Raw genomic sequence first — 19470 nt, forward strand, 5'->3', positions numbered from 1 at the left:
GGAATTGCGTAAAACATAAAGCTAGGCGCTGCGGTCTGTGCTTTCGCGCAGGACGACCCTGTAGCCGGTCAATGTGATATCGTCGCCGGTCGCCTCGCCGCTGCCCTGCAGCGCGTCCAGCAGGCGGGCGGCGGCCTGACGGCCGATGCCGTAACAGTCGACATTGATGGTCGTGATGCTGGGATGGCAGATCGACGAGATCTCGTAGTCGCCGAAACCGGCAATGGCGATATCACCCGGCACTTTCATTCCCCTGCGCTTGCATTCCATGATCGCACCGAAAGCGGAAAGGTCGGAGACGCAGAGAACGACTTCCGTGTCCGGCCAGCGCTCCAAAAGGCTGACGATCGCCTGGCCGCCCTGTTCCATGGTGATCGGCGGCACACCGAAGGAAATCATCCGTCCCGGTCCCAGGCCGAGTTCTTCGACAGCCTTCTGGAAACCGCTTCGTCGCTGGCTGCCGCGCGTATCGCGTGCCGTCGTTCCGCCGATATAGCCGAACTTCCGGTATCCCTGGCCGGCGAGCGCCCGCACCAGCAGGGCCATCGCCTCGCTGTTGGAAAAGCCGACGACATGATTGATCGGGTCTTCCGGAAGCTCCCAGGTCTCGACAACAGGAATGCCGGCTTTTGCGAGCATCCGCCGGGCGCGCGCCGTGTGCGAACCACCGGTCAGGATAATGCCCTCAGGACGACGGCGCAGCATCGCCTCGATCAGCTCTTCTTCTTTCTCCGCCGCATAGTCGGTATAGCCGAGAAGAAGCTGAAGGCCGGTGTTCTCCAGCGCATCGGTGATGCCGCGCGCGGTGTCGGAAAAATTCGAATTGTTGATGGAGGGCACCAGCGCGGCAATGAAGCCGCTGCGCCTTGACGAAAGACTGCCGGCCGACAGGTCGAGCACGTAGCCGAGCGCGTCGACGGCTTCCATGATGCGCTTTCGCGTCTCCTCGGAAACGCTTGCATCCTGGCGGAAGGCCCGCGAAACGGTCATGGCGGATACGCCGACATATTTGGCGACCTCCGCCATCGTCAGCTTTTGAGCGTCTCCCGGCTTCAGACGCTTGTCTTTCGGCTCATCCTCGTTTTTCACTGGTCTCCGCTTCCAATCACGCTTCCTGCGCTCGACAATCCAGACACGATAAAGTTATCGCTATCATCGCACAATCGATATTTTCACAAGAATGTGTCACTCCCCTCGGCAAAAACCAACGTTCCCGGCGCAAAGCACGGGAACGACGTCAGGTCGGATGGCTGTACGAAGCCTGCAAAACACGACATTATGATATCGATAACACTCGAAGCAATGGAGGAACAGATGTTCGGAGAAATTGACGGTACGGGTTTTGAGGTTCTCGACCCGCGCTTTGAAAGCTGCTTCGTCGGTCACGCACGCGTCGAGCGGCTTTGGACCGGCGGCCGCTGGCTGGAGGGGCCGGCCTGGTTTGCCGCCGGGCGTTATCTGGTTTTCTCGGATATCCCCAATAACCGAATGATGCGCTACGACGACACCAGCGGCCATACGTCGGTCTTCCGATCCCCCAGCGACAATTCGAACGGCAATACCGTCGACACCCAGGGCCGGCTCATCACCTGCGAGCACCTGACGCGTCGCGTCACGCGAACCGAGTTCAACGGCAAGATCAGCATCCTGGCCGATCGAATTGCTGGCAGCCGACTCAACTCTCCAAACGACGTTACCGTCAAATCCGATGGGACCATCTGGTTCACCGACCCGAGCTACGGCATCCTTCACGACTATGAAGGCGACTACGGCGAAGAGGAAATCGGCGGATGCCACGTCTACCGGCATGACCCGGCAACAGGCACGACAGACCAGATGACGTCTGATTTCGTCAAGCCGAACGGGCTGGCTTTTTCGCCTGACGAAAAGCTCCTCTATATCGCTGACACCGGAGGTACGCACCAGCCGGGCGGTCCGCACCATATACGAAAGCTCGCTGTATCCGATGATGGAAAGCTGACCGATCTCGGTATTTTCGCCGAATGCACCTCGGGCTTTTTCGACGGCTTTCGCATCGACCGGACGGGAAGGATCTGGACGAGCGCCGGCGACGGTGTGCACGCCTATGATCCGGATGGCACGCTGATCGGCAAGATCCACATTCCCGAGATCGTCTCCAATGTCGCTTTCGGCGGTGAGAAACTGAACCGTCTCTTCATTACGGCAACCACGTCCCTGTATGCCGTCTATCTCACAGCCAACGGCTCGAGACTGGGATAATCGCTGAGCCGCCTCTCAGGCGGCCTTGGTTTGTTGATAAACTCTCCTCCGTCATGCTCGGCCTTGTGCCGAGCATCTGACCACGTTAATTGCTTGACAGGAAACCGTTTATTTTCAGTGGCTTAATTTGGTCTGCGTAGATCCTCGGCACAAGGCCGAGGATGACGTCGCGGGTTTTGCAGTGGTTTGCCCGCAAGGCTGCGGCCGCCTTTTACCAGCGCACGGGCGCTTCTTCTCTATTGCTGGCTGAGGCCGTCAGCCAATCTGATAAGCCCGAGGAAATCCGACCTGTAGCCGAAGGCATCCGTTCCCCGAGATGCCGCAGCGAGATCGGCAATCGCCTGATAGGAATAGGCATCGAGGGCACTGGTACGGCTCAGTTTCTGGCCGAAGGCGGCGACGGCTACGGAGAAGCGGACATCCTGGGGTGCGGCGTCGATGGTGGCGACCGTGTTGCTGTCGCCGACGGGGGTGGTGATCAGAGCGCTTTTGTCTTCGCCCGGCCGTTTGTAGCGCATCTTGACGAAGGCGAGTTCGCCCTGATGCGTGCTATCTGAAGTCTCGGCCGGCACCTTGTCGGCTGCGCCATAACGCAGGTCGTCATTCATGACCGCAGGGCTTCCCTTGGGCGTAATCTCGTAGATCGCCGTAACGCTGTGGCCGGAGCCGATATCGCCGGCATCGACGCGGTCATTGTTGAAATCCTCGCGTTTGAGGGCGCGCGTCTCGTAGCCGATCAGCCGGTATTCGGCGATCCGTTCCGGGTTGAACTCGACCTGGAATTTGACGTCCTTGGCGATCGGAAACAACGTCGACCCGGCCTCTTCGACCAGCGTCTTCTGCGCCTCCGCCAGGGTGTCGATATAGGCGGCGCTGCCATTGCCGTTCTGCGCCAGCGTCTGCATCAACGCGTCGTTGAGATTGCCGCGGCCGAAGCCGAGAACGGTCAGGAAGATGCCATCCTTGCGTTTTTCCTCGATGATGCGCTTCAAATCCTCGTCGCTCGACGGGCCGACATTGAAGTCGCCGTCCGTCGCCAACATCACCCGGTTGACGCCGTCTTTGACGAAAGCCTGTTTGGCAAGATCATAGGCTGCCTCGATGCCCTCGGCGCCACCGGTCGAACCTCCAGCTTCCAGCCTGTCGATTGCCGAGAGGATCTTCGACTTCTCCTTTACGGGCGTCGGCTGAAGCACGGTGCCGGCATTGCCGGCATAGGTGACGATCGAAACGGTATCGTCGGCCTTCAGCCTGTTGACCAGCAGCCGGAAGGCGCTCTTCAGCAGCGGCAGTTTGTCCGGCTCATCCATCGAGCCCGAGACGTCGATCAGGAAGACCAGATTGGCGTGCGGCGCGGTCGCCGGCGCGATGTCATAGCCCTTGATCGCCACATGCATCAGCTCCGTGTCGTGATTCCACGGTGTCGGCATCACCGTCACGGTCGCCTTGAAGGGCTGGTCGGCCTTGTCGGGACCCGGCCAGTCATAGGGGAAATAATTGATCATCTCCTCGACGCGAACCGATTGCGGATCGGGCATCGCCCCACCCGTCAACGACCGGCGGACGAAGGAATAGGATGCGCTGTCGACATCGGCTGAGAAGGTCGAAACCGGATCGGTCGCGACACTTTTGATCGGATTTGGCGCAGCATTGGCAAAGCGCTCGCGGCCGGGGTCGAGCTGAAGCTGGACACCTCCGTCCGTCGGTGAAGCAGGGGAAGGGGCGACAGCAGCCATCGGTTCGGCCAACTGCTGCTGGGGGGCAATGCCGGGTGTAGCGGTCACGGAGCGTTTGGCCCCGCCGAGCGCCGTGGGGGAACCCTCCGACTTATTCAGAAGAGTCGACATTTCATCGGCATCGAACTCAGAGGTCTGCGGCGCCTTGGGTTTCGCGGCAGCTTGCTGCTCCTTGTCCTGCAACGCTTGAGCGTTGCCGGCCGCCGACGATCGAGCCAGTTTGTTCTCTTCGGCCGCTGCCTCGGGAAGTTGAGGCGCAGCCGCAACTGGGTCTGCAGGCTTGACTGCCGGTTCGGCCGGTTTCGACGTCCCATTCTGCGAAAGATTACCGGCAATCTCAGTCTGGGCGATGGTCGGCAATCCGTTTCGGGTCAGCTCGACTACGAGATAACCGGCGGCGGGAATGACAAGCAGCGTCGCGAGCGCTGAACCGGCAAGGAATTTCTTGTTCATGGCTGGGCTCCATATCCAGTTGATGATGGAGCTTTGACGCCAGCCTCTCGCATTTCCTTGGGCTGCCGTCGCATTATTTTCTGCGGCGTCGAAGGCCTGCATCGCCGCGGCAAGGGCGCGTGCGCGCCCCTCCGGATCGGCTGCCGGCGGAGTGAGGCGGGAGAGCTTTTCAAGTTCCTTGTCCACGGTCATACCTCTTCCTTGCCGAGCATGGCCTTCAGCCTTTTGCGCGCCTCATGTACCTGCCAGGAAACGGTCGTTTCCGAACAGCCCATGATATCGGCGGCGGCGGAATGGCTGAGGCCTTCGCCATAGACGAGCAGCACGGCGTCGCATTGCCGTTCCGGCAAGGCGCGCACGGCTGCCCATAATTCGCTCGATAGCTCATCGTCGTTTGCGGCCGGCGCATCCTGCTGCGGTTCGGCGGCGAAAGCGCGGAATGTCTGCTCTTCTCGCGCAAGCTTGCGTCTGTGGTCGCGGGCGGCGTTGAGCGTCAGCGTATAGAGCCATGTCCTGAAGCGGCTGGCGCCACGAAAGCCGCGAATGGCTGCGCCGAGTTTGACGCAGACTTCCTGGGCAATATCGTCCGCGTCGGTGGAACTGCCCGACCACCGCCATGCCGCCGCATGGACGAAATCATAATGGCGCGAGATCAGTTGCCCGAAGGCCTCCCGGTCGCCGCCCCGCGCTCGTTCTATGAGCTCCGCATCCAATGCGCACCTACCCCCAAGCTATCAAGCAAGATGCTATTTCGGAATTGAGACGTTTCTCCAAAGGCTTTCCTTGGGTCGACGACGAAAAAATATCGGTTTTTTGAAAAAAAGCCGAAACCTGGAAATGCGGGTTCAAAATAATGGAGTGTCGCGACATTCATGGGTCGCGGCCAGACAGATCGCCTCCGTCGCATTGACGCATGATGAGCGCAGAGTCGCCCAGGGACATGGGTCTGCATGTTCCAAATCGAAAGGACCTTCAATGTCCGCTCCATCGCCTGCGCCCACCGAAAAGGGCATCCTGCAGTTTCTTGAGATTTGCGATAGCTTCTATCCCGCCGACGCCGTTGAAGCGTCGGTCGAGCAACAGCGGCATTGGTATGACGCTCTTTGCGCCCGCTTTGACCGCCCGCTGCCCCCGGAGATGATCTTTGCGGACGGCATGCTCCAGCGCATAGCGATTCGGCGCTATCGTCCGCGGAAGATCCTCACGCGGACCATCTTGCTTTATTTGCATGGCGGCGGTTTCGTTGTCGGTTCGCTCGAGAGCCACCATGCCATCTGCGCCGAGATTGCCGATTTTGCCGGCGCGGAACTTGTTTCCGTCGATTACCGGCTGGCCCCTGAATATCGCTGGCCGGCACAGACGGATGACGGCTTTACGGTGTTGAAGCATCTGCTTTCCGCCAACAGCAAGGTCGTGCTGATCGGCGACAGCGCCGGCGGCAATCTTGCGGCCGGCCTTGCATTGCGTGCACGCAACGAGGGCCTGTCCGGCCTCGTTGGCCAGGTCCTGATTTATCCCGCGCTCGGCGGGGACCTTAGGACAGGCTCATACGTCGAGATGGCCGAGGCCCCAGGGCTGACGACGTCGGATATCGCCTACTACCGTGACATCCTGCAGGCGCCTGAAGGCAATGAGATCGCCGAGCCGCTGCAGGCAGCTTCGCTGGCCGGGCTGCCGCCGGCCTTCATCACGGTGGCGCATTTCGATCCTCTCCGCGACGACGGCCGGCACTATGCGGCGCGGCTCACCGCGGAGGGCGTCGAGGTCTGGTTCCGGGAAGAGCCGCAGATGGTGCATGCCTGGCTGCGCGCCCGCCACATCAGCGATGGCGCACGCGATGGCTTCCATGCCATCTGCGAGGCCGTCCGGCATTTCGCGGCGCCTTAGAGCTTTTCCTGGTTAGCATGAAGCATTCTGTTGGCTCAAACGGAGTCGGATGGTCGACCGGCCGGCGCGCGTCGTAGCGCGGCTCTACGGCCAAGCCGGCCGGTCGAGCAGGCGGCCCGTTTCAGCCAACCCTCCCGCAGATTTGCCAGGCAAATCTGCAAGACTTAGAATAGCCGGACGCACTTATCGCTTCGCCACAGCGAAGCGGTGCGGCCGGTGGGCCGGGCATCTCTAGCCAGGATCAGAGGCGATCGGCTCGGACGTACCAAGGGGTATGCCCGTCGCCAATCGCCTCTGCCCCTGACGAAAACCTGCTCCGGCAGAATGCTTCAATCTAACCAGGAAAGGCTCTCGGATCACATCAGGTCGCGCGGGATCCGCTTTTCCGCAAAGACCTTTTCGACGATCTGCACGTCGCCCTCGAAAGCGGTGACGACGGCGCTGATGATCCAATCGGTCGCAGTGCAGGCAATCCGCGCCGTGGCGACGGTGCGGACGAACCAATCGGGGCGGCGCATGTCGCAGGTCCAGGTCGATATTCCCGTCATCGACAGCGGGTCATCCGGTGAAATCGACCAGATTTCCTCGCGCAACTGCCGGGTCGACAGGCCCGTCTGCGGATGTTCGTGGAGCCCGGTATCCTCGTGGATACGATAGTCCGTGCGGTTGGCCGACAGGTCGCGAACGACCTGCCGTTTCGTCGCAGCCGCCGCATGCTCAATGTATTTTGGCAAAGGATCGGGATTGGCCGGTTCGTCGATTTCGATCCTGCGATGGTCGCCGAGCACTGGTAGCCCCAGGCCGAGCGATGCCATATCGATCGCGATCCCTTCATCCCCGGGCGGCGGTAGGATCATCGGCCAATAGGCCGTCGAAAGCGAAAGACGGATGCGATGCCCCTTGCGGAAGCGATAACCGCAGGCGTCGAGCACCAGCCGGATCGACACCGTCTCGCCTGGGATCAGCGGCTTGGGATCGGCATTGCCGTCACGGTGGGTAAGATTGATGACGCCGAAGGCGACACGCGTTGCCGTGCCATCCGGATGGACGTCGACGAGCCGGGCGCAGAGATTGCCGCCCGCCGCGCCGGGACGTAGCGCAAGCGTCAGCACCGGCCGGCCGAGATAATCGCAATCGCCGGCAAGCGGCATCGTATCGAAGACCAGCGAGCCGGCGTCGTCCGAGCGCTGATCGATCGCCATTTCGACATCGGGCTTCAGCGTGAAATAATCGCCGGACGCCGTCCCGGTGTCGAGCGGAGATCTCACATAGACGGGATGCTCGGGCGCATGCGGGATCGGCATGCCTTCGGTCAGCCTGCCGAATTGCTCGACGTAGAAACACTGCATACGCGGCGGCGTCCAGACGTCCCTGGCGATCCAGAAACCCGGATCGCTGTCGCGTCGCGGCGCTGGGCGGACGGCATCGAGAATATAAGCGCGGGCCTGCGGCAAGCGGTCGATGCCGTTGTCCTCGCCACGCAGCCATTTGTTCCACCAGGCGATCGCTTCGCCGTGGAAATCCGTACGCGGTTTCGGCCAGGCGAAGTGCGGGTATTTATGGACCCAGGGGCCGATCAGCGCCTTGGCTTTATCGCCGAGGCCCTCGACCGCCATCAGCGGCGTATTGCGGTAGCCGTCCGCCCAGCCGGCGATGACAAGCGTCGGGATTTCCACCTTCGAAAAATCCTCTGAGATAGATCCGTGCCGCCAGAAATCGTCGCGCCGCTGGTGGGCCAGCCACTCCTCCATGAAGAAGGGCTCGCCTGCCAAGCGCTCCAACCACATCTCCTTCCAGCGCTCGCCGACCAGCGCCGGATCGGGAGCGCGCGACTGGTAGCCGAGCATCGTCGCTGCCCAGGAAAGCTGAGCGGAAAGATGGCAGCCGTTCTTGTAGTGGATATCGTCATTGTAGCGGTCGACGGTCGAGGCGATCGAGATGACCGCTTTCAGCGCCGGTGGGCGCAATGCCGCGACCTGGAGGCTGTTGAATCCACCCCAGGAGATGCCCATCATACCGACCGAGCCGTTCGACCATGGCTGTGCGGCAATCCAGGCGATCAGCTCGCAGGCATCGGCGAGCTCACGCTCGGTATATTCGCCATCGATGACGCCATCGGATTCTCCCGATCCCCGGATATCGACGCGCACGCCGGCAATGCCTGCAGCCGCAAATACCGGATAGGTCGACTCATCCCGGGGGCTGGTTCCATCGCGCTTGCGATAAGGCAGGAATTCGAAGACGGCGGGAACGGGATCCTGCTCCGCGCCGTCGGGCATCCAGATGCGCGCGGCAAGCCGCGTTCCGTCCTTCAGCGTGATCCATTCATTCTCGATGGTGGCGAAGCCGCGCGAGCCCATGCTCATTCCTTTCAGTGATCGGCCCATTCAATTGCCGGCGCTCTCCATGCGTCGCGTCGCGAGCACACGTTCCAGCCAGCCGATTTCCATTTCCGGCACGGATTTCAAAAGCAGATCGGTGTAGTCGTCGAAGGGTGGCGACAGCGCCGTCGATTTCGGGCCGAAGCGCACCAGCTTGCCGCGATGCATCACCGCCACACTGTCGGCGATCGCCCGGACGATCGCGATGTCATGGGTGATGAAGACATAGGACAGCTGTTCTTCTTCCTGCAGGCGGAGCAGCAGCTTGAGGATACCCTCCGCCACCAGCGGGTCGAGCGCCGAGGTCGGCTCATCGCAGAGGATGAGTTCGGGCTTGGCGGCAAGGGCTCTGGCGATCGCCACGCGCTGCTTCTGTCCACCGGACAGCTCGGCCGGATAACGATCGATGAAGCCGTTGCTCATCTCGATCTGGTCGAGCAATTCCTTCACCCTTGCGGTTTTCTCGGCACCTCTGAGACCATAATAAAAGGTCAGCGGGCGGCCGATGATGTCGCGGACCGTCTGCCGCGGGTTGATCGCCGTATCGGCCATCTGGTAGATCAGCTGGATACGCCTGAGGTCGTCGTTCGGCCGGCTCTTGAGGCCAGGCATCAGCGGTCTGCCGCCAAAGACGATGCGGCCGCTGCTTGGCGGCAACAGGCCGGTAATAACGCGCGCCAGGGATGATTTTCCCGAACCGGATTCACCGACAACGGCGAGCGTCTGCCCCTTCGGCACGTGCAGCGAGACATCGTGCAGCACCTTGAAGCCGTTGGAATATTCGGCGCTGACATTTTCCACCTTGAGAAGGGCGGCCGACTGGTCGGCGGCCTCCTCGCGATAAGCCTGCCTGACATTGACGAGCGCACGCGTATACTCTTCCCGCGGCGCCTCGATGATCTGCTGGACGTTGCCATATTCCACCTGCTTACCGTGGCGTAGCACCATGATGTCGTCGGAGATCTGGGCGACAACGGCAAGGTCGTGGGTGATGTAGAGGGCGGCCGTGTGCGTCTCTTCGATGGCATGTTTGATTGCCGCCAGAACGTCGATCTGCGTGGTGACGTCAAGGGCTGTGGTCGGCTCGTCGAAGACGATGAGTTCGGGGTTGGAACAGAGTGCCATCGCCGTCATCGCCCGCTGCAGCTGACCACCGGAGACCTGATGGGCGAAGCGCTCGCCGAAGGTTTCAGGATTGGGCAGACCGAGGACGCGGAACAGATAAAGCGCCCGTTTGCGCGCCTCCTCCCTCGTCATCAACCCATGTTTGAGAGACGCTTCGATCACCTGATCGCCGAGCCGGTGCGCGGGATTGAAGGCGGCGGCGGCCGATTGCGCGACGTAGCAGACCCGGGCGCCCCGAATTTTTCGGATGCCGTTCTTGCCGAGCGGCAGGATATCGGCGCCGTCGAGGCGTACCTCGCCGCCGGTGATTTCGGCACCACCCCGGCCATAGGCCAGTGCCGAAAGGCCGATCGTCGACTTTCCGGCGCCGGATTCGCCGATCAGGCCGAGAACTTTGCCCTTCTGCAGGTCGAAGGAAACCCCGTCGACGATCGTCACCCGCTTGGGCGCTTCGCCGGGGGGATAGCTGGTTGCTTCGATCTTCAGATTGCGAACCGAAAGAAGCTCAGGCATCGCCGCGCCCTCCCTTGAGGCTGGATGTACGTTTCAGGAGCCAGTCGACAACGAGGTTGACGCAGACGGCGAGCACGGCGATCGCCGTGCCCGGCACCAGCGCGGCGGATATGCCGAAGATAATGCCGTCCTTGTTGTCCTTGACCATGCCGCCCCAATCGGCCGCCGGCGGCTGAATGCCGAGGCCGAGGAAGGAAAGCGTCGAAAGAAACAGGATCGAGAAGGCGAAGCGCAGTCCGAACTCGGCAAGCAGAGGCGACAGCGTGTTGGGCAGGATTTCGCGGAAGATGATCCAGAGCTTGCCTTCGCCGCGCAGCTTGGCCGCCTCGACGAATTCCATCACCGCGACATCGAGCGCCACGGCGCGGCCGAGACGATAGACGCGAGTGGAATCGAGGATCGCCATTACCAGGATCAGGACGATGATGTTCTGCGGCAGCACCGCAAGAACCACCAGCGCGAAGATCAGCGTCGGGATCGACATCATCAGATCGTTGAAGCGCGAGAACACCGTGTCGATGATGCCGCGTGAGACTGCGGCGGTGAAGCTTAGGATGATACCGAGCGAGAAGGAGATGATGGTGGCGGCGGACGAGACCAGCAGCGTCGTGCGCGCGCCGTAGATCAGCCGCGAGAGGATGTCGCGGCCGAGGTTGTCGAGGCCGAAGATATAATGATCATCCGGCAACTGCCAGACGTCGCCGAGGACCTGCGTCTCGCCATAAGGGGCGAGCCAGGGTGCAAAGAGCGCGCAGATGAAGGCGATGGCGATGCCGGTCATGCCGATCCAGGCGGTGATGGGGATGTCTCTCAATCTCATCGCGGATGCCTCAGCCGGGGATTGGCGACGATCGCCAGAATATCGGCCGTCATATTGAGGAAGATATACACCGCCGCGAAGATCAGGCCGCAGGCCTGCACGACCGGCATGTCGCGCACGGTGACCGCATCGACCATATATTGCCCCATGCCGGGATAGACGAAGACCACTTCGACAACCACGACGCCGACGACGAGATAGGCGAGGTTCAGCGCGACGACGTTGATGATCGGCGCCAGCGCGTTGGGGGCGGCGTGCTTGACGATCGAGCGGAAAGCGCTGAGGCCTTTCAGCTCGGCAGTCTCCATATAGGCCGAAGACATCACCGAGAGAATGGCGGCCCGCGTCATCCGCATCATGTGGGCGAGCACAACGAGCACCAGGGTCGCCGTCGGCAGCGCGATCGCCTTCAACCGCTCGACGAAGCCCATGCCGTCATAGACGGTCGCTGGAAAGGTGGCGATACCGAGCTTCACCGCGAAGAAGAGGATCAGCAGGTAGCCTATGAAGAATTCCGGCAGCGAGATCGCCGCAAGCGAGATCACATTGATGATCTTGTCCGGCAGGCGATTGCGGAAATGCACCGAAAACATACCGAGGCCGACGGCGAGCGGCACTGATATCACCGCGGCGAAACCCGCCAGAAAAAGCGAATTGCCAAGGCGCTTGCCGATCTGCTCGCTCACCGAATTCTTGCTGGCCCAGGATGTGCCGAAGTCCCCTTGAACGGCGTTGCCGAGCCATTCGACATAACGCGTCGTGACCGGACGGTTCAGCCCGAGATCCTGACGAATATTGGCGACAGCCTGCGGTGTCGCCGACTGGCCGAGATAGGTGGTGGCAAAATCACCGGGCAGGGCTTCCAACCCGCCGAAGATCAGGATGGAAACGGCGAAAAGCAGGACGATGCTGAGCACAAAGCGCTCGAGGATGAGGGCAAGCAGCGGAAAACGCTGCCGGAACCTCAAGCCCGGCAGGATTTTGCTCGGGGCAGGATTGGTCATGGCGAAGGCCTCTCGTAAAACGTCAGGAGGGACCGCAGGTTTTACCCGCGGTCCCGGCTTCGTCGGAGATCAAAGGGCGTTGCGCCCCTCAGGCGTCCAGCCAGACGCGGGTTGCGACATAACCGTTCGACATGTCATTGCCGATGTCGTGGACATAACCCTTCACCTGCTTGGTGGAGGCGTTCACGAAGTCGTTGAACATCGGCAGGATCACGCCGCCTTCGTCGCGCACCATCATCGCCATGGCGCGGTACATGTCCTTGCGCTTGGCTTCATCAAGCTCGGCGCGGGCCTGCAACAGCAGCTTGTCGAAGTCGGGACGCTTGAACCTGGTGTCGTTCCAGTCCGCAGTCGAGAGATAGGCGGTGGAATACATCTGGTCCTGCGTCGGCCGGCCGCCCCAGTAAGAGGCCGAGAACGGCTGGACGTTCCAGACGTTGGTCCAATAGCCGTCGCCCGGTTCGCGTTTGACCTCGATCTCGATCCCGGCCTTCTTGCAGCTTTCCTGATAAAGGACGGCCGCATCGACGCCGCCGGGGAAGGCGACTTCGGAGGTGCGCAGCAGCACCGAGCCGCTATGGCCCGACTTCTTGTAGTGGAAGGCGGCCTTGTCGGGATCGTAGACGCGCTGCTCGATGCCCTCGGGAAACAGTGCATAGGTGCTGTTGATCGGAAAGTCGTTGCCGACCTTGCCGTAGCCGCCGAGGATCTTCTGCACCATGGTTTCGCGGTCCATGGCGTATTTGAGGGCCAGGCGCAGGTCGTTGTTATCGAACGGCGCCTTATCGCAGTGCATGATGAAGACGTAATGGCCGCGGCCGGCGGTCGAGAGGATCTCGACGTTGGGCGCGCGCTTCAGCAGGTTGACGGTCTTCGGATCGACGCGGTTGATGTAATGCACCTGGCCGGACGAGAGCGCCGCGATGCGGGCCGTCGCATCGTTCATGCCGATGACTTCGATCGAATCGACATAACCCCGGTCGCTGCGCCAGTCGTCCTTGTTCTTCTCGAAGGTGGCGCGAACGCCGGCCTCGAAGCTCGTCAGTTTATAGGGACCGGTGCCGATCGAGGCGAGCGGATCGTCGACGCCGCCGTTCGGCTGGATGACCAAATGGTAGTCCGACAGCAGCAACGGCATGTCGGCATTGCCTTCGCTGAGCGTCAGCACGAGATTGCCGCCGTCGGCCTTGATCTCCTTGATCGAGCCGAGAACGCCGAGCGCGCCGGATTCCGACTTTTTGTCGGTATGACGCTTCAGCGTCGCAACGACGTCGTCGATCGTCAGTTCCTTGCCATCGTGGAACTTGACACCCTTGCGGATCTTGAAGGTCCAGGTCACCGCGTCTTTCGACGGCTCCCAGGATTCGGCAAGCGCCGGTACGGCGGCACCTGTCAGCGGGTCGGATTCGACCAGCATGTCACCCCAGCAGCGGCCGACGCAGAACATGAACTGCGACAGGAATTTTGCCGGATCCTTGGAATCGGTGGCCGCCCCCCCTTCGAGGCCGAGCTTCAGGTGGCCGCCGCGCTTCGGTTCGGCGGCTTGCGCACTTTCGGTGAAGAGCTTGTCGGCGACGGCAAGTGTGATGCCCGCCGCCATGGCGCGTCCCATGAATTCGCGGCGGCTGAGCCCGCCTGCGGTGACGCGGCTTGCAAGATATTTGGTATAATCGTTCATTCCCCAGTTCCTTCTTTATTGTGCGTTGACAGAACTTCCGGGCAGGGTCGCAAGCGGTTTCCTCTCCGCCTCCGGTGCCCGCATCATGCGGGAAAACATTGCGGTTGCGCCGCCTCGTTATTGTCCTTTCCAGATAGGGTTTCGTTTCTCGGCGAAAGCCCGCGCGCCTTCCAATTGGTCTTCGCTCGAATAGAGCCGGTCGACCGTTGCAAACTGCCGCTTGGTGACCTTGTTCATGGTAGTCTGGAACGTCGAACCCTCCGCTTCGCGCACGATTTCCTTGATCGCCGCAAAGACAAGCGGCGGCCCGCTCGCGAGCATGCGGGCAAGCTCCCAGGCTCTCTCCAGAAGCCGCTCGGCCGGCAAGACCTCGTTGACGAAGCCCCAGCGATGCGCCTCGTGAACGTCGAGCCAGCGTCCCGTCAAAAGCATGTCCATGGCGATGTGGTAGGGGATGCGCTTCGGCAGCTTGATCGAGGCCGCATCGGCAACCGTACCCGAGCGGATTTCCGGCAACGCGAAGGTTGCATGTTCGGTGGCGATGATCAGGTCGGCTGAGAGCGCGATCTCCAGTCCGCCGCCGCAACAGATGCCATTGACCGCACAGATGACAGGCTTGTTAAGATCGCGCAGCTCCTGCAGCCCGCCGAAACCGCCGACGCCATAATCTCCGTCGACCGCATCGCCTGATGCCGCCGCCTTGAGGTCCCAGCCGGCACAGAAAAACTTCCCGCCCGCGCCCGAGACGATGGCGACACGCAATTCAGGATCATCGCGAAAATCCCGGAAGATCAACCCCAGGGCACGGCTGGTCGCCAGGTCGATGGCGTTCGCCTTCGGCCGGTCGATAACGACTTCGAGGATGCCGCCGTCATGTCGTGTGCGAATGTGGTCGCTCAACCTATGCTACCTCCTCCGCCGTATTAGCGCATCGACTGCGGCAACGCCTTGCCCTTCGGGAAGAACCATCAACGGATTAATGTCCAGTTCCTCCAGCCATGCCGCGTTCCTTACGACATAATCTGCCGCTGCTGCGATAGCGACGGCCGCGGCGTCGAGATCGCCTTTTGGCCGCCCGCGATAGCCATAGATCAATTTTGCAAGTTTGAGACGAGAAATCGCCGCATAAATCTCGGTTTTCGTCGCGGGAAGCGGAAGAATGACCGAATCCTCAAGCAATTCAACGAGGATTCCACCCGCTCCGAGCGTGAGCGACAATCCGAAGACAGGGTCGCGGATGGCGCCGACAATGAGCTCGGCGACCGGTGGATCGATCATCTTCTCGACGAGATAACCAGGGTCCGACGCCATTGCCGCCGCCGCGTTCGACACCGCCTCAACATCCCTGAGGTTGAGTGCGACAGCCCCGGCTTCGGTCTTGTGCACAATGCCGAGACCTTTCAGCACGACGGGAAAACCGAGCCGTTCGGCCTGCTCGGCGGCTTCACGGGGAGAAAAAGCCTGCAGCCCCCGAGGAACAGGAAGGCCGCAGGCAGCAAGTTCGGTCTTCGCATCGGCTTCCGTCAGCGTCTCGATCTCGCCGTCCAAGCAGGGCACATCGAGCAGCGGCAGGGGAGGCGGTGCTCCCCACGCCTGGCCGATGCCGGCCGCGACTTCCACGGCCGCGATGGTTTCGTCGATGCCTGAAAAGGCAATGATGCCATTTGCCATCAGTCGATTGGCGATCGGCTCGGGCATATTTTCCGGAAGTGTCGCCAGAATACCGGCCAGAGCCCCGGTAGCAGAGGCAGCAGCGATCACCGCGTCTGCCGTCATCGCCCATTCGGAAGCATCGCAGCGGTCGCCACGAGGGAAGTCGAGAACGACGAGATTGAGCGCATAGCCGCCTTCGAACATGGCGCTGAAGGCTTCGGTCTGGCGTGCGAAATCACCCCAGACGAAGGTGTGGTAATCAAGCGGATTGGACAGCGTCACCATCTCGCCGAGGACCCGCCGCAGACGCGGCAGTTGTTGCGGCTGCAGGGGTGGGAATTCGACATTGCGGCCGACGGCGGCATCCGCCATCAGCGAAGCCTCGCCGCCCGAGCAGCTCATCGACGAGATCGAACGGCCTGCGAGCGGGCCGGCGACATGCAGCAGCTTCAGGATTTCCAACAGCGCCGGCAAGGTCTGGACACGGCCGAGGCCGAGACGAGCGAGCACGGCGTCTGCCACTGCATCGCTGCCGGCAAGCGAGGCAGTGTGTGACACCGTCGCGCGTTTTGCCTGCTCGGACCTGCCGACCTTCAGCACGACCACCGGCTTCCTCGATCGGCGGGCTGCGGCAGCCAGGCGTTCCAGAGAAGCAAGATCGCCGAAACCTTCGACATGAAGGCCGACCGCCGTGACGCGCGGATCGTCGATCAGGGCGCGGGCGACATCGGCAAGCGATGTCTGTGCCTGATTGCCAGCCGTGACCACATAGGCGATCGGCAGCCCACGGGTCTGCATTGTCAGATTGATGGCGATATTGGAGGATTGCGTGAGGATCGCCACACCTCGTTCGATCCGCTGCATGCCGTGCTGATCGGGCCAGAGCAGTGCGCCGTCGAGACCGTTGATCAGCCCGTAGCAGTTCGGCCCGAGGATCGGCATGTCGCCGGCCGCTTCCAGCAAGGCTTGCTGTAGCTCGACACCGTCGCCGAGTTCACCGGTCGCCTCGCTGAAGCCGGAGGCATAACAGACCGCGCCGCCGGCGCCGGCCTCGGAAAGGCTGCGCACGATCTCGACGGTCAGCGTCCTGTTGACGCCGACGAAGGCGGCGTCCGGCGCCGACGGCAGATCGGAGACCGAGCGATAGCAGGGCCGTCCAAGCACCTCGTCGAGTTTGGGATGGACGGGCCAGATCCTGCCTGAAAAGCCCATGCGGTCGCACTGCTCGATCACCCTGCGCGCCTCGCGACCGCCGAAGACGGCGATCGTTTGCGGTCTGAGCAGGCGGTCGAGAGGGCTCGCTGTCATCGGCTCATGCTCCCAGAGGCCGAAGCAGGTCGCGGCTGATGATATGCCGCTGGATTTCGGATGTGCCGTCCCAGATGCGCTCGACCCGCGCATCGCGCCAGAAGCGGGCAAGCGGCAGATCGTCCATCAGCCCCATGCCGCCATAGATCTGGATCGCCTCATCTGTCACCCTCGCCAGCATTTCGGAGGCATAAAGCTTGGCCGAAGCGATCTGCCGGTCCGCCGACAGGCCGGCGTCGAGCCGCCAGGCGGCTGAAAGCGTCAGCCACTCGGCCGCGTCGATCTCGGTGATCATATCGGCGAGCTTGAACGACACGCCCTGATTGGCGCCGATCGGCCTGCCGAACTGCTTGCGCTCGGCGGCATAGGGCAGGGCCATCTCGAAGACACGCCGCGCCCGGCCGACGCAAGTGGCGGCAACCGTCAGCCGCGTGCCGTAAAGCCATTGATTGGCAATATCGAAGCCGCAATGCACCTCGCCCAGCACCTGGGCTTCGGGAATGCGGCAATCTGCGAAGCTGAGCGTCGAGTTGTGGTAGCCGCGATGCGAAACGGAATCGTAGCCCTTCAGGATTTCAAACCCCGGTGTGCCGCGATCCACGAGGAAAGCGGTGATCTTCTTCTTGATGCCCTTCGGCGTTTCCTCTTCGCCCGTCGCGGCAAAGACGATGACGAAATCGGCGACGTCGGCATGGGAGATGAAATGTTTCGTGCCGTTCAAGACGAAATCGCCGCCGTCGCGGCGGGCAGCACACTTCATGCCGCGCATGTCAGAGCCGGCGTCGGGCTCGGTGATGGCAAGCGCGTCGATCTTCTCGCCGCGCACCGCCGGCAGCAGGTAACGTTCGCGCTGCTCGCCCTCGCAGGCCATCAATATGCCCGAGGGTCGACCGAAGTAAACCGTCAGCCCGAGCGAGCCGCGCCCGAGTTCGCGCTCGACCAGCGTGAAGGTGACATGGTCGAGGCCGGCGCCGCCGACCTCCTCTGGAAAATTGCAGGCGTAGAAGCCGAGATCGATGCATTTGCGCTGGATCTCGCGGCCGAGCTCCGGCGGGACGATGCCGGTCCGCTCGACCTCGTTCTCATGCGGGTAGATTTCGGTTTCGACGAAGGTGCGGACCGTCTCGACGATCATTTCCTGTTCTTGGCTGAGACCGAAATCCATCCCGATCCTCCTAGCGCTTCTGGCCGACGTGGCGGCCAACGCCTTCAGGCAGCGCCAACGCCGCATGGGCGTTCGCGATCGCCTTCGTCTTGTCGAGCACGGCGGCCGGCGCCGGCACAGTCCTGCCGGCCTTGCTGTCGACATGCAGCAACATGTGCTCGGCCGTTGCGAGAGCTTCGTTCGTCGCCGTGTCGTAGAGAGTATGGAAGAGATGCAGTCGCTTTTCGTCGACGGACAGGATCCGGCAGGTCGTATGGATTGCCTGGCCGAGCTTCGCCTCGCCGAGATGACGGATGTGGGTTTCCACCGTGTAATAGCTCTGCCCCGCCTCGACATAAGCGAGATCGACGCCGATCAGGCGCAGCAATGCGTCGGAGGTGTCGCCGAAAACCTGGAGGTAGCGGTGCTCGGTCATATGGCCGTTATAGTCGACCCAGGCAGGGCTGACTTTTGTCTCGATGAGCCGCAGTGGTTTCGACGGGTCGAAAGACGCGGTCGCACCGCCGCCTTCTGCCCAGAGCGATTGTTCGAACTCCTTCAGCAGCTTGCCGGCGCCCCAGCCCTTGCCGCCATCGCCGCCCTTCAGCGCCTGCAGGGTGCCGACGAGGTTTTCGTCGCGGATGCGTTCGAGTTCGCGGATCGAGAGACCGGCCGCCTGTTCGTCGGATTGCCGGCCGATCTTTTCGATCAGCGCATCGTCGAGATCGACGACATCGGTGAGCTTGGTCCAGGGCCAGGCAAGGCAGGGACCGAACTGGGCAAGGAAGTGGCGCATCCCGGCCTCGCCGCCGGCGATGCGGTAGGTCTGGAACAGGCCCATCTGCGCCCAGCGCAGGCCGAAAGAATAGCGGATGACGTCGTCGAGCGTCTCGACGGTGCAAATATCGTCGTGGATGAGCCACAATGCTTCGCGCCAGAGCGCTTCGAGCAGCCGGTCACCGACAAAGGCCTCGATCTCCTTGGCGATATGAACGCCCTTCATGCCGATCGGGACCAGTCTTTGCATCGCCGCCTGGATGGTCGCCGCCGAAGTCTTCTCGCCGCCGACGATTTCGACGAGTGGCAGCAGGTAGACGGGGTTATAAGGATGGGCGACGAACAGGCGTTCGGGATGCTTCATGTCGCGCTGGAGATCGGTCGGCAGCAGGCCCGACGTGGAAGAGCCGATCAGCGCGTCCGGGCGGGCGGCGGCATCGATCTCGGCCAGCACGCGACGCTTAAGATCGAGCCTTTCCGGCACACTTTCCTGGATCCAGTCCGCATCCGCGACGGCTTCCGCCAGCGTCTTGGTGAAGCTAAGCCTGCCGCGCGGCGGCAGCGGTGCGCCGGTCAGCATGGCATAGGCTCTTTCGGCGTTGGCGATCACCTCGCCGACGATGCGGCCCGCTTCCGGATGCGGGTCGAACACGTCGACGTCGATGCCGGCTAAGAGGAACCGCGCGATCCACCCGCCGCCAATGACGCCGCCGCCGATACAAGCCGCCTTGCTGATCCTTGTCATGCCGT

14 protein-coding genes are annotated in these 19470 nt (G+C 62.1%); 2 read left to right on the forward strand and 12 right to left on the reverse strand.

What is annotated here, in order from left to right; translation table 11 throughout:
* Window positions 1-21: 21 nt before the first annotated feature.
* Window positions 22-1089 (reverse strand): LacI family DNA-binding transcriptional regulator, encoded by a 1068-nt coding sequence (locus tag RCCGE510_RS24785; protein ID WP_007634486.1) that lies wholly within the window; start codon window positions 1087-1089, stop codon window positions 22-24.
* Window positions 1090-1314: 225 nt separating this feature from the next.
* Between RCCGE510_RS24785 and RCCGE510_RS24790 the strand changes: the two genes are divergently transcribed.
* Window positions 1315-2241: an SMP-30/gluconolactonase/LRE family protein gene (locus RCCGE510_RS24790; RefSeq protein ID WP_007634488.1), complete on the forward strand. Its 927-nt coding sequence runs from the start codon at window positions 1315-1317 to the stop codon at window positions 2239-2241.
* Window positions 2242-2477: 236 nt separating this feature from the next.
* Here the strand turns inward: RCCGE510_RS24790 and RCCGE510_RS24795 are convergent, their stop codons facing one another.
* Window positions 2478-4622 carry a VWA domain-containing protein gene (locus RCCGE510_RS24795; RefSeq protein ID WP_007634490.1) on the reverse strand — a complete coding sequence of 715 codons (2145 nt, stop codon included), beginning with the start codon at window positions 4620-4622 and terminating at the stop codon, window positions 2478-2480.
* On the reverse strand, window positions 4619-5143 hold the full coding sequence (locus tag RCCGE510_RS24800; protein WP_007634492.1) for an RNA polymerase sigma factor: 525 nt from the start codon (window positions 5141-5143) through the stop codon (window positions 4619-4621). The genes RCCGE510_RS24795 and RCCGE510_RS24800 overlap by 4 nt, the downstream gene beginning before the upstream one ends.
* A 262-nt stretch (window positions 5144-5405) precedes the next feature.
* On the opposite strand from RCCGE510_RS24800, the gene RCCGE510_RS24805 reads away from it, so the two are divergent.
* Window positions 5406-6317 (forward strand): alpha/beta hydrolase, encoded by a 912-nt coding sequence (locus RCCGE510_RS24805; RefSeq protein WP_007634494.1) that lies wholly within the window; start codon window positions 5406-5408, stop codon window positions 6315-6317.
* A 356-nt stretch (window positions 6318-6673) separates the two neighbouring features.
* Here the strand turns inward: RCCGE510_RS24805 and RCCGE510_RS24810 are convergent, their stop codons facing one another.
* The 9 genes from RCCGE510_RS24810 to RCCGE510_RS24850 form a co-directional block, all read right to left on the reverse strand.
* Window positions 6674-8683, reverse strand: coding sequence for a CocE/NonD family hydrolase (locus RCCGE510_RS24810; RefSeq protein ID WP_085989777.1), 2010 nt, complete (start codon window positions 8681-8683; stop codon window positions 6674-6676).
* A gap of 21 nt (window positions 8684-8704) precedes the next feature.
* Complete coding sequence (locus RCCGE510_RS24815) at window positions 8705-10336, reverse strand: ABC transporter ATP-binding protein (RefSeq protein ID WP_007634496.1); 1632 nt, start codon at window positions 10334-10336, stop codon at window positions 8705-8707.
* Complete coding sequence (locus RCCGE510_RS24820; protein ID WP_007634497.1) at window positions 10329-11156, reverse strand: ABC transporter permease; 828 nt, start codon at window positions 11154-11156, stop codon at window positions 10329-10331. The genes RCCGE510_RS24815 and RCCGE510_RS24820 overlap by 8 nt, the downstream gene beginning before the upstream one ends.
* Window positions 11153-12160: an ABC transporter permease gene (locus RCCGE510_RS24825; RefSeq protein WP_007634499.1), complete on the reverse strand. Its 1008-nt coding sequence runs from the start codon at window positions 12158-12160 to the stop codon at window positions 11153-11155. Before RCCGE510_RS24825 ends, RCCGE510_RS24820 begins: the two co-directional genes overlap by 4 nt.
* 88 nt (window positions 12161-12248) lie before the next feature.
* Window positions 12249-13838, reverse strand: coding sequence for an ABC transporter substrate-binding protein (locus RCCGE510_RS24830; protein ID WP_007634501.1), 1590 nt, complete (start codon window positions 13836-13838; stop codon window positions 12249-12251).
* A gap of 117 nt (window positions 13839-13955) precedes the next feature.
* The gene (locus RCCGE510_RS24835; RefSeq protein ID WP_007634503.1) at window positions 13956-14738 is read right to left on the reverse strand and encodes a carnitinyl-CoA dehydratase; all 783 of its coding nucleotides are present in this window, start codon (window positions 14736-14738) and stop codon (window positions 13956-13958) included.
* A gap of 6 nt (window positions 14739-14744) precedes the next feature.
* A complete protein-coding gene (locus tag RCCGE510_RS24840) occupies window positions 14745-16799 on the reverse strand; it encodes an acetate--CoA ligase family protein (protein ID WP_007634505.1) in 2055 nt (684 codons plus the stop codon).
* A 4-nt stretch (window positions 16800-16803) separates the two neighbouring features.
* Window positions 16804-17964: an acyl-CoA dehydrogenase family protein gene (locus tag RCCGE510_RS24845; protein WP_007634507.1), complete on the reverse strand. Its 1161-nt coding sequence runs from the start codon at window positions 17962-17964 to the stop codon at window positions 16804-16806.
* A 10-nt stretch (window positions 17965-17974) separates the two neighbouring features.
* Window positions 17975-19465 (reverse strand): carnitine 3-dehydrogenase, encoded by a 1491-nt coding sequence (locus tag RCCGE510_RS24850; protein WP_007634515.1) that lies wholly within the window; start codon window positions 19463-19465, stop codon window positions 17975-17977.
* Window positions 19466-19470: the final 5 nt, after the last annotated feature.

Source organism: Rhizobium sp. CCGE 510 (genome assembly GCF_000292525.1).
Lineage (GTDB): Bacteria > Pseudomonadota > Alphaproteobacteria > Rhizobiales > Rhizobiaceae > Rhizobium.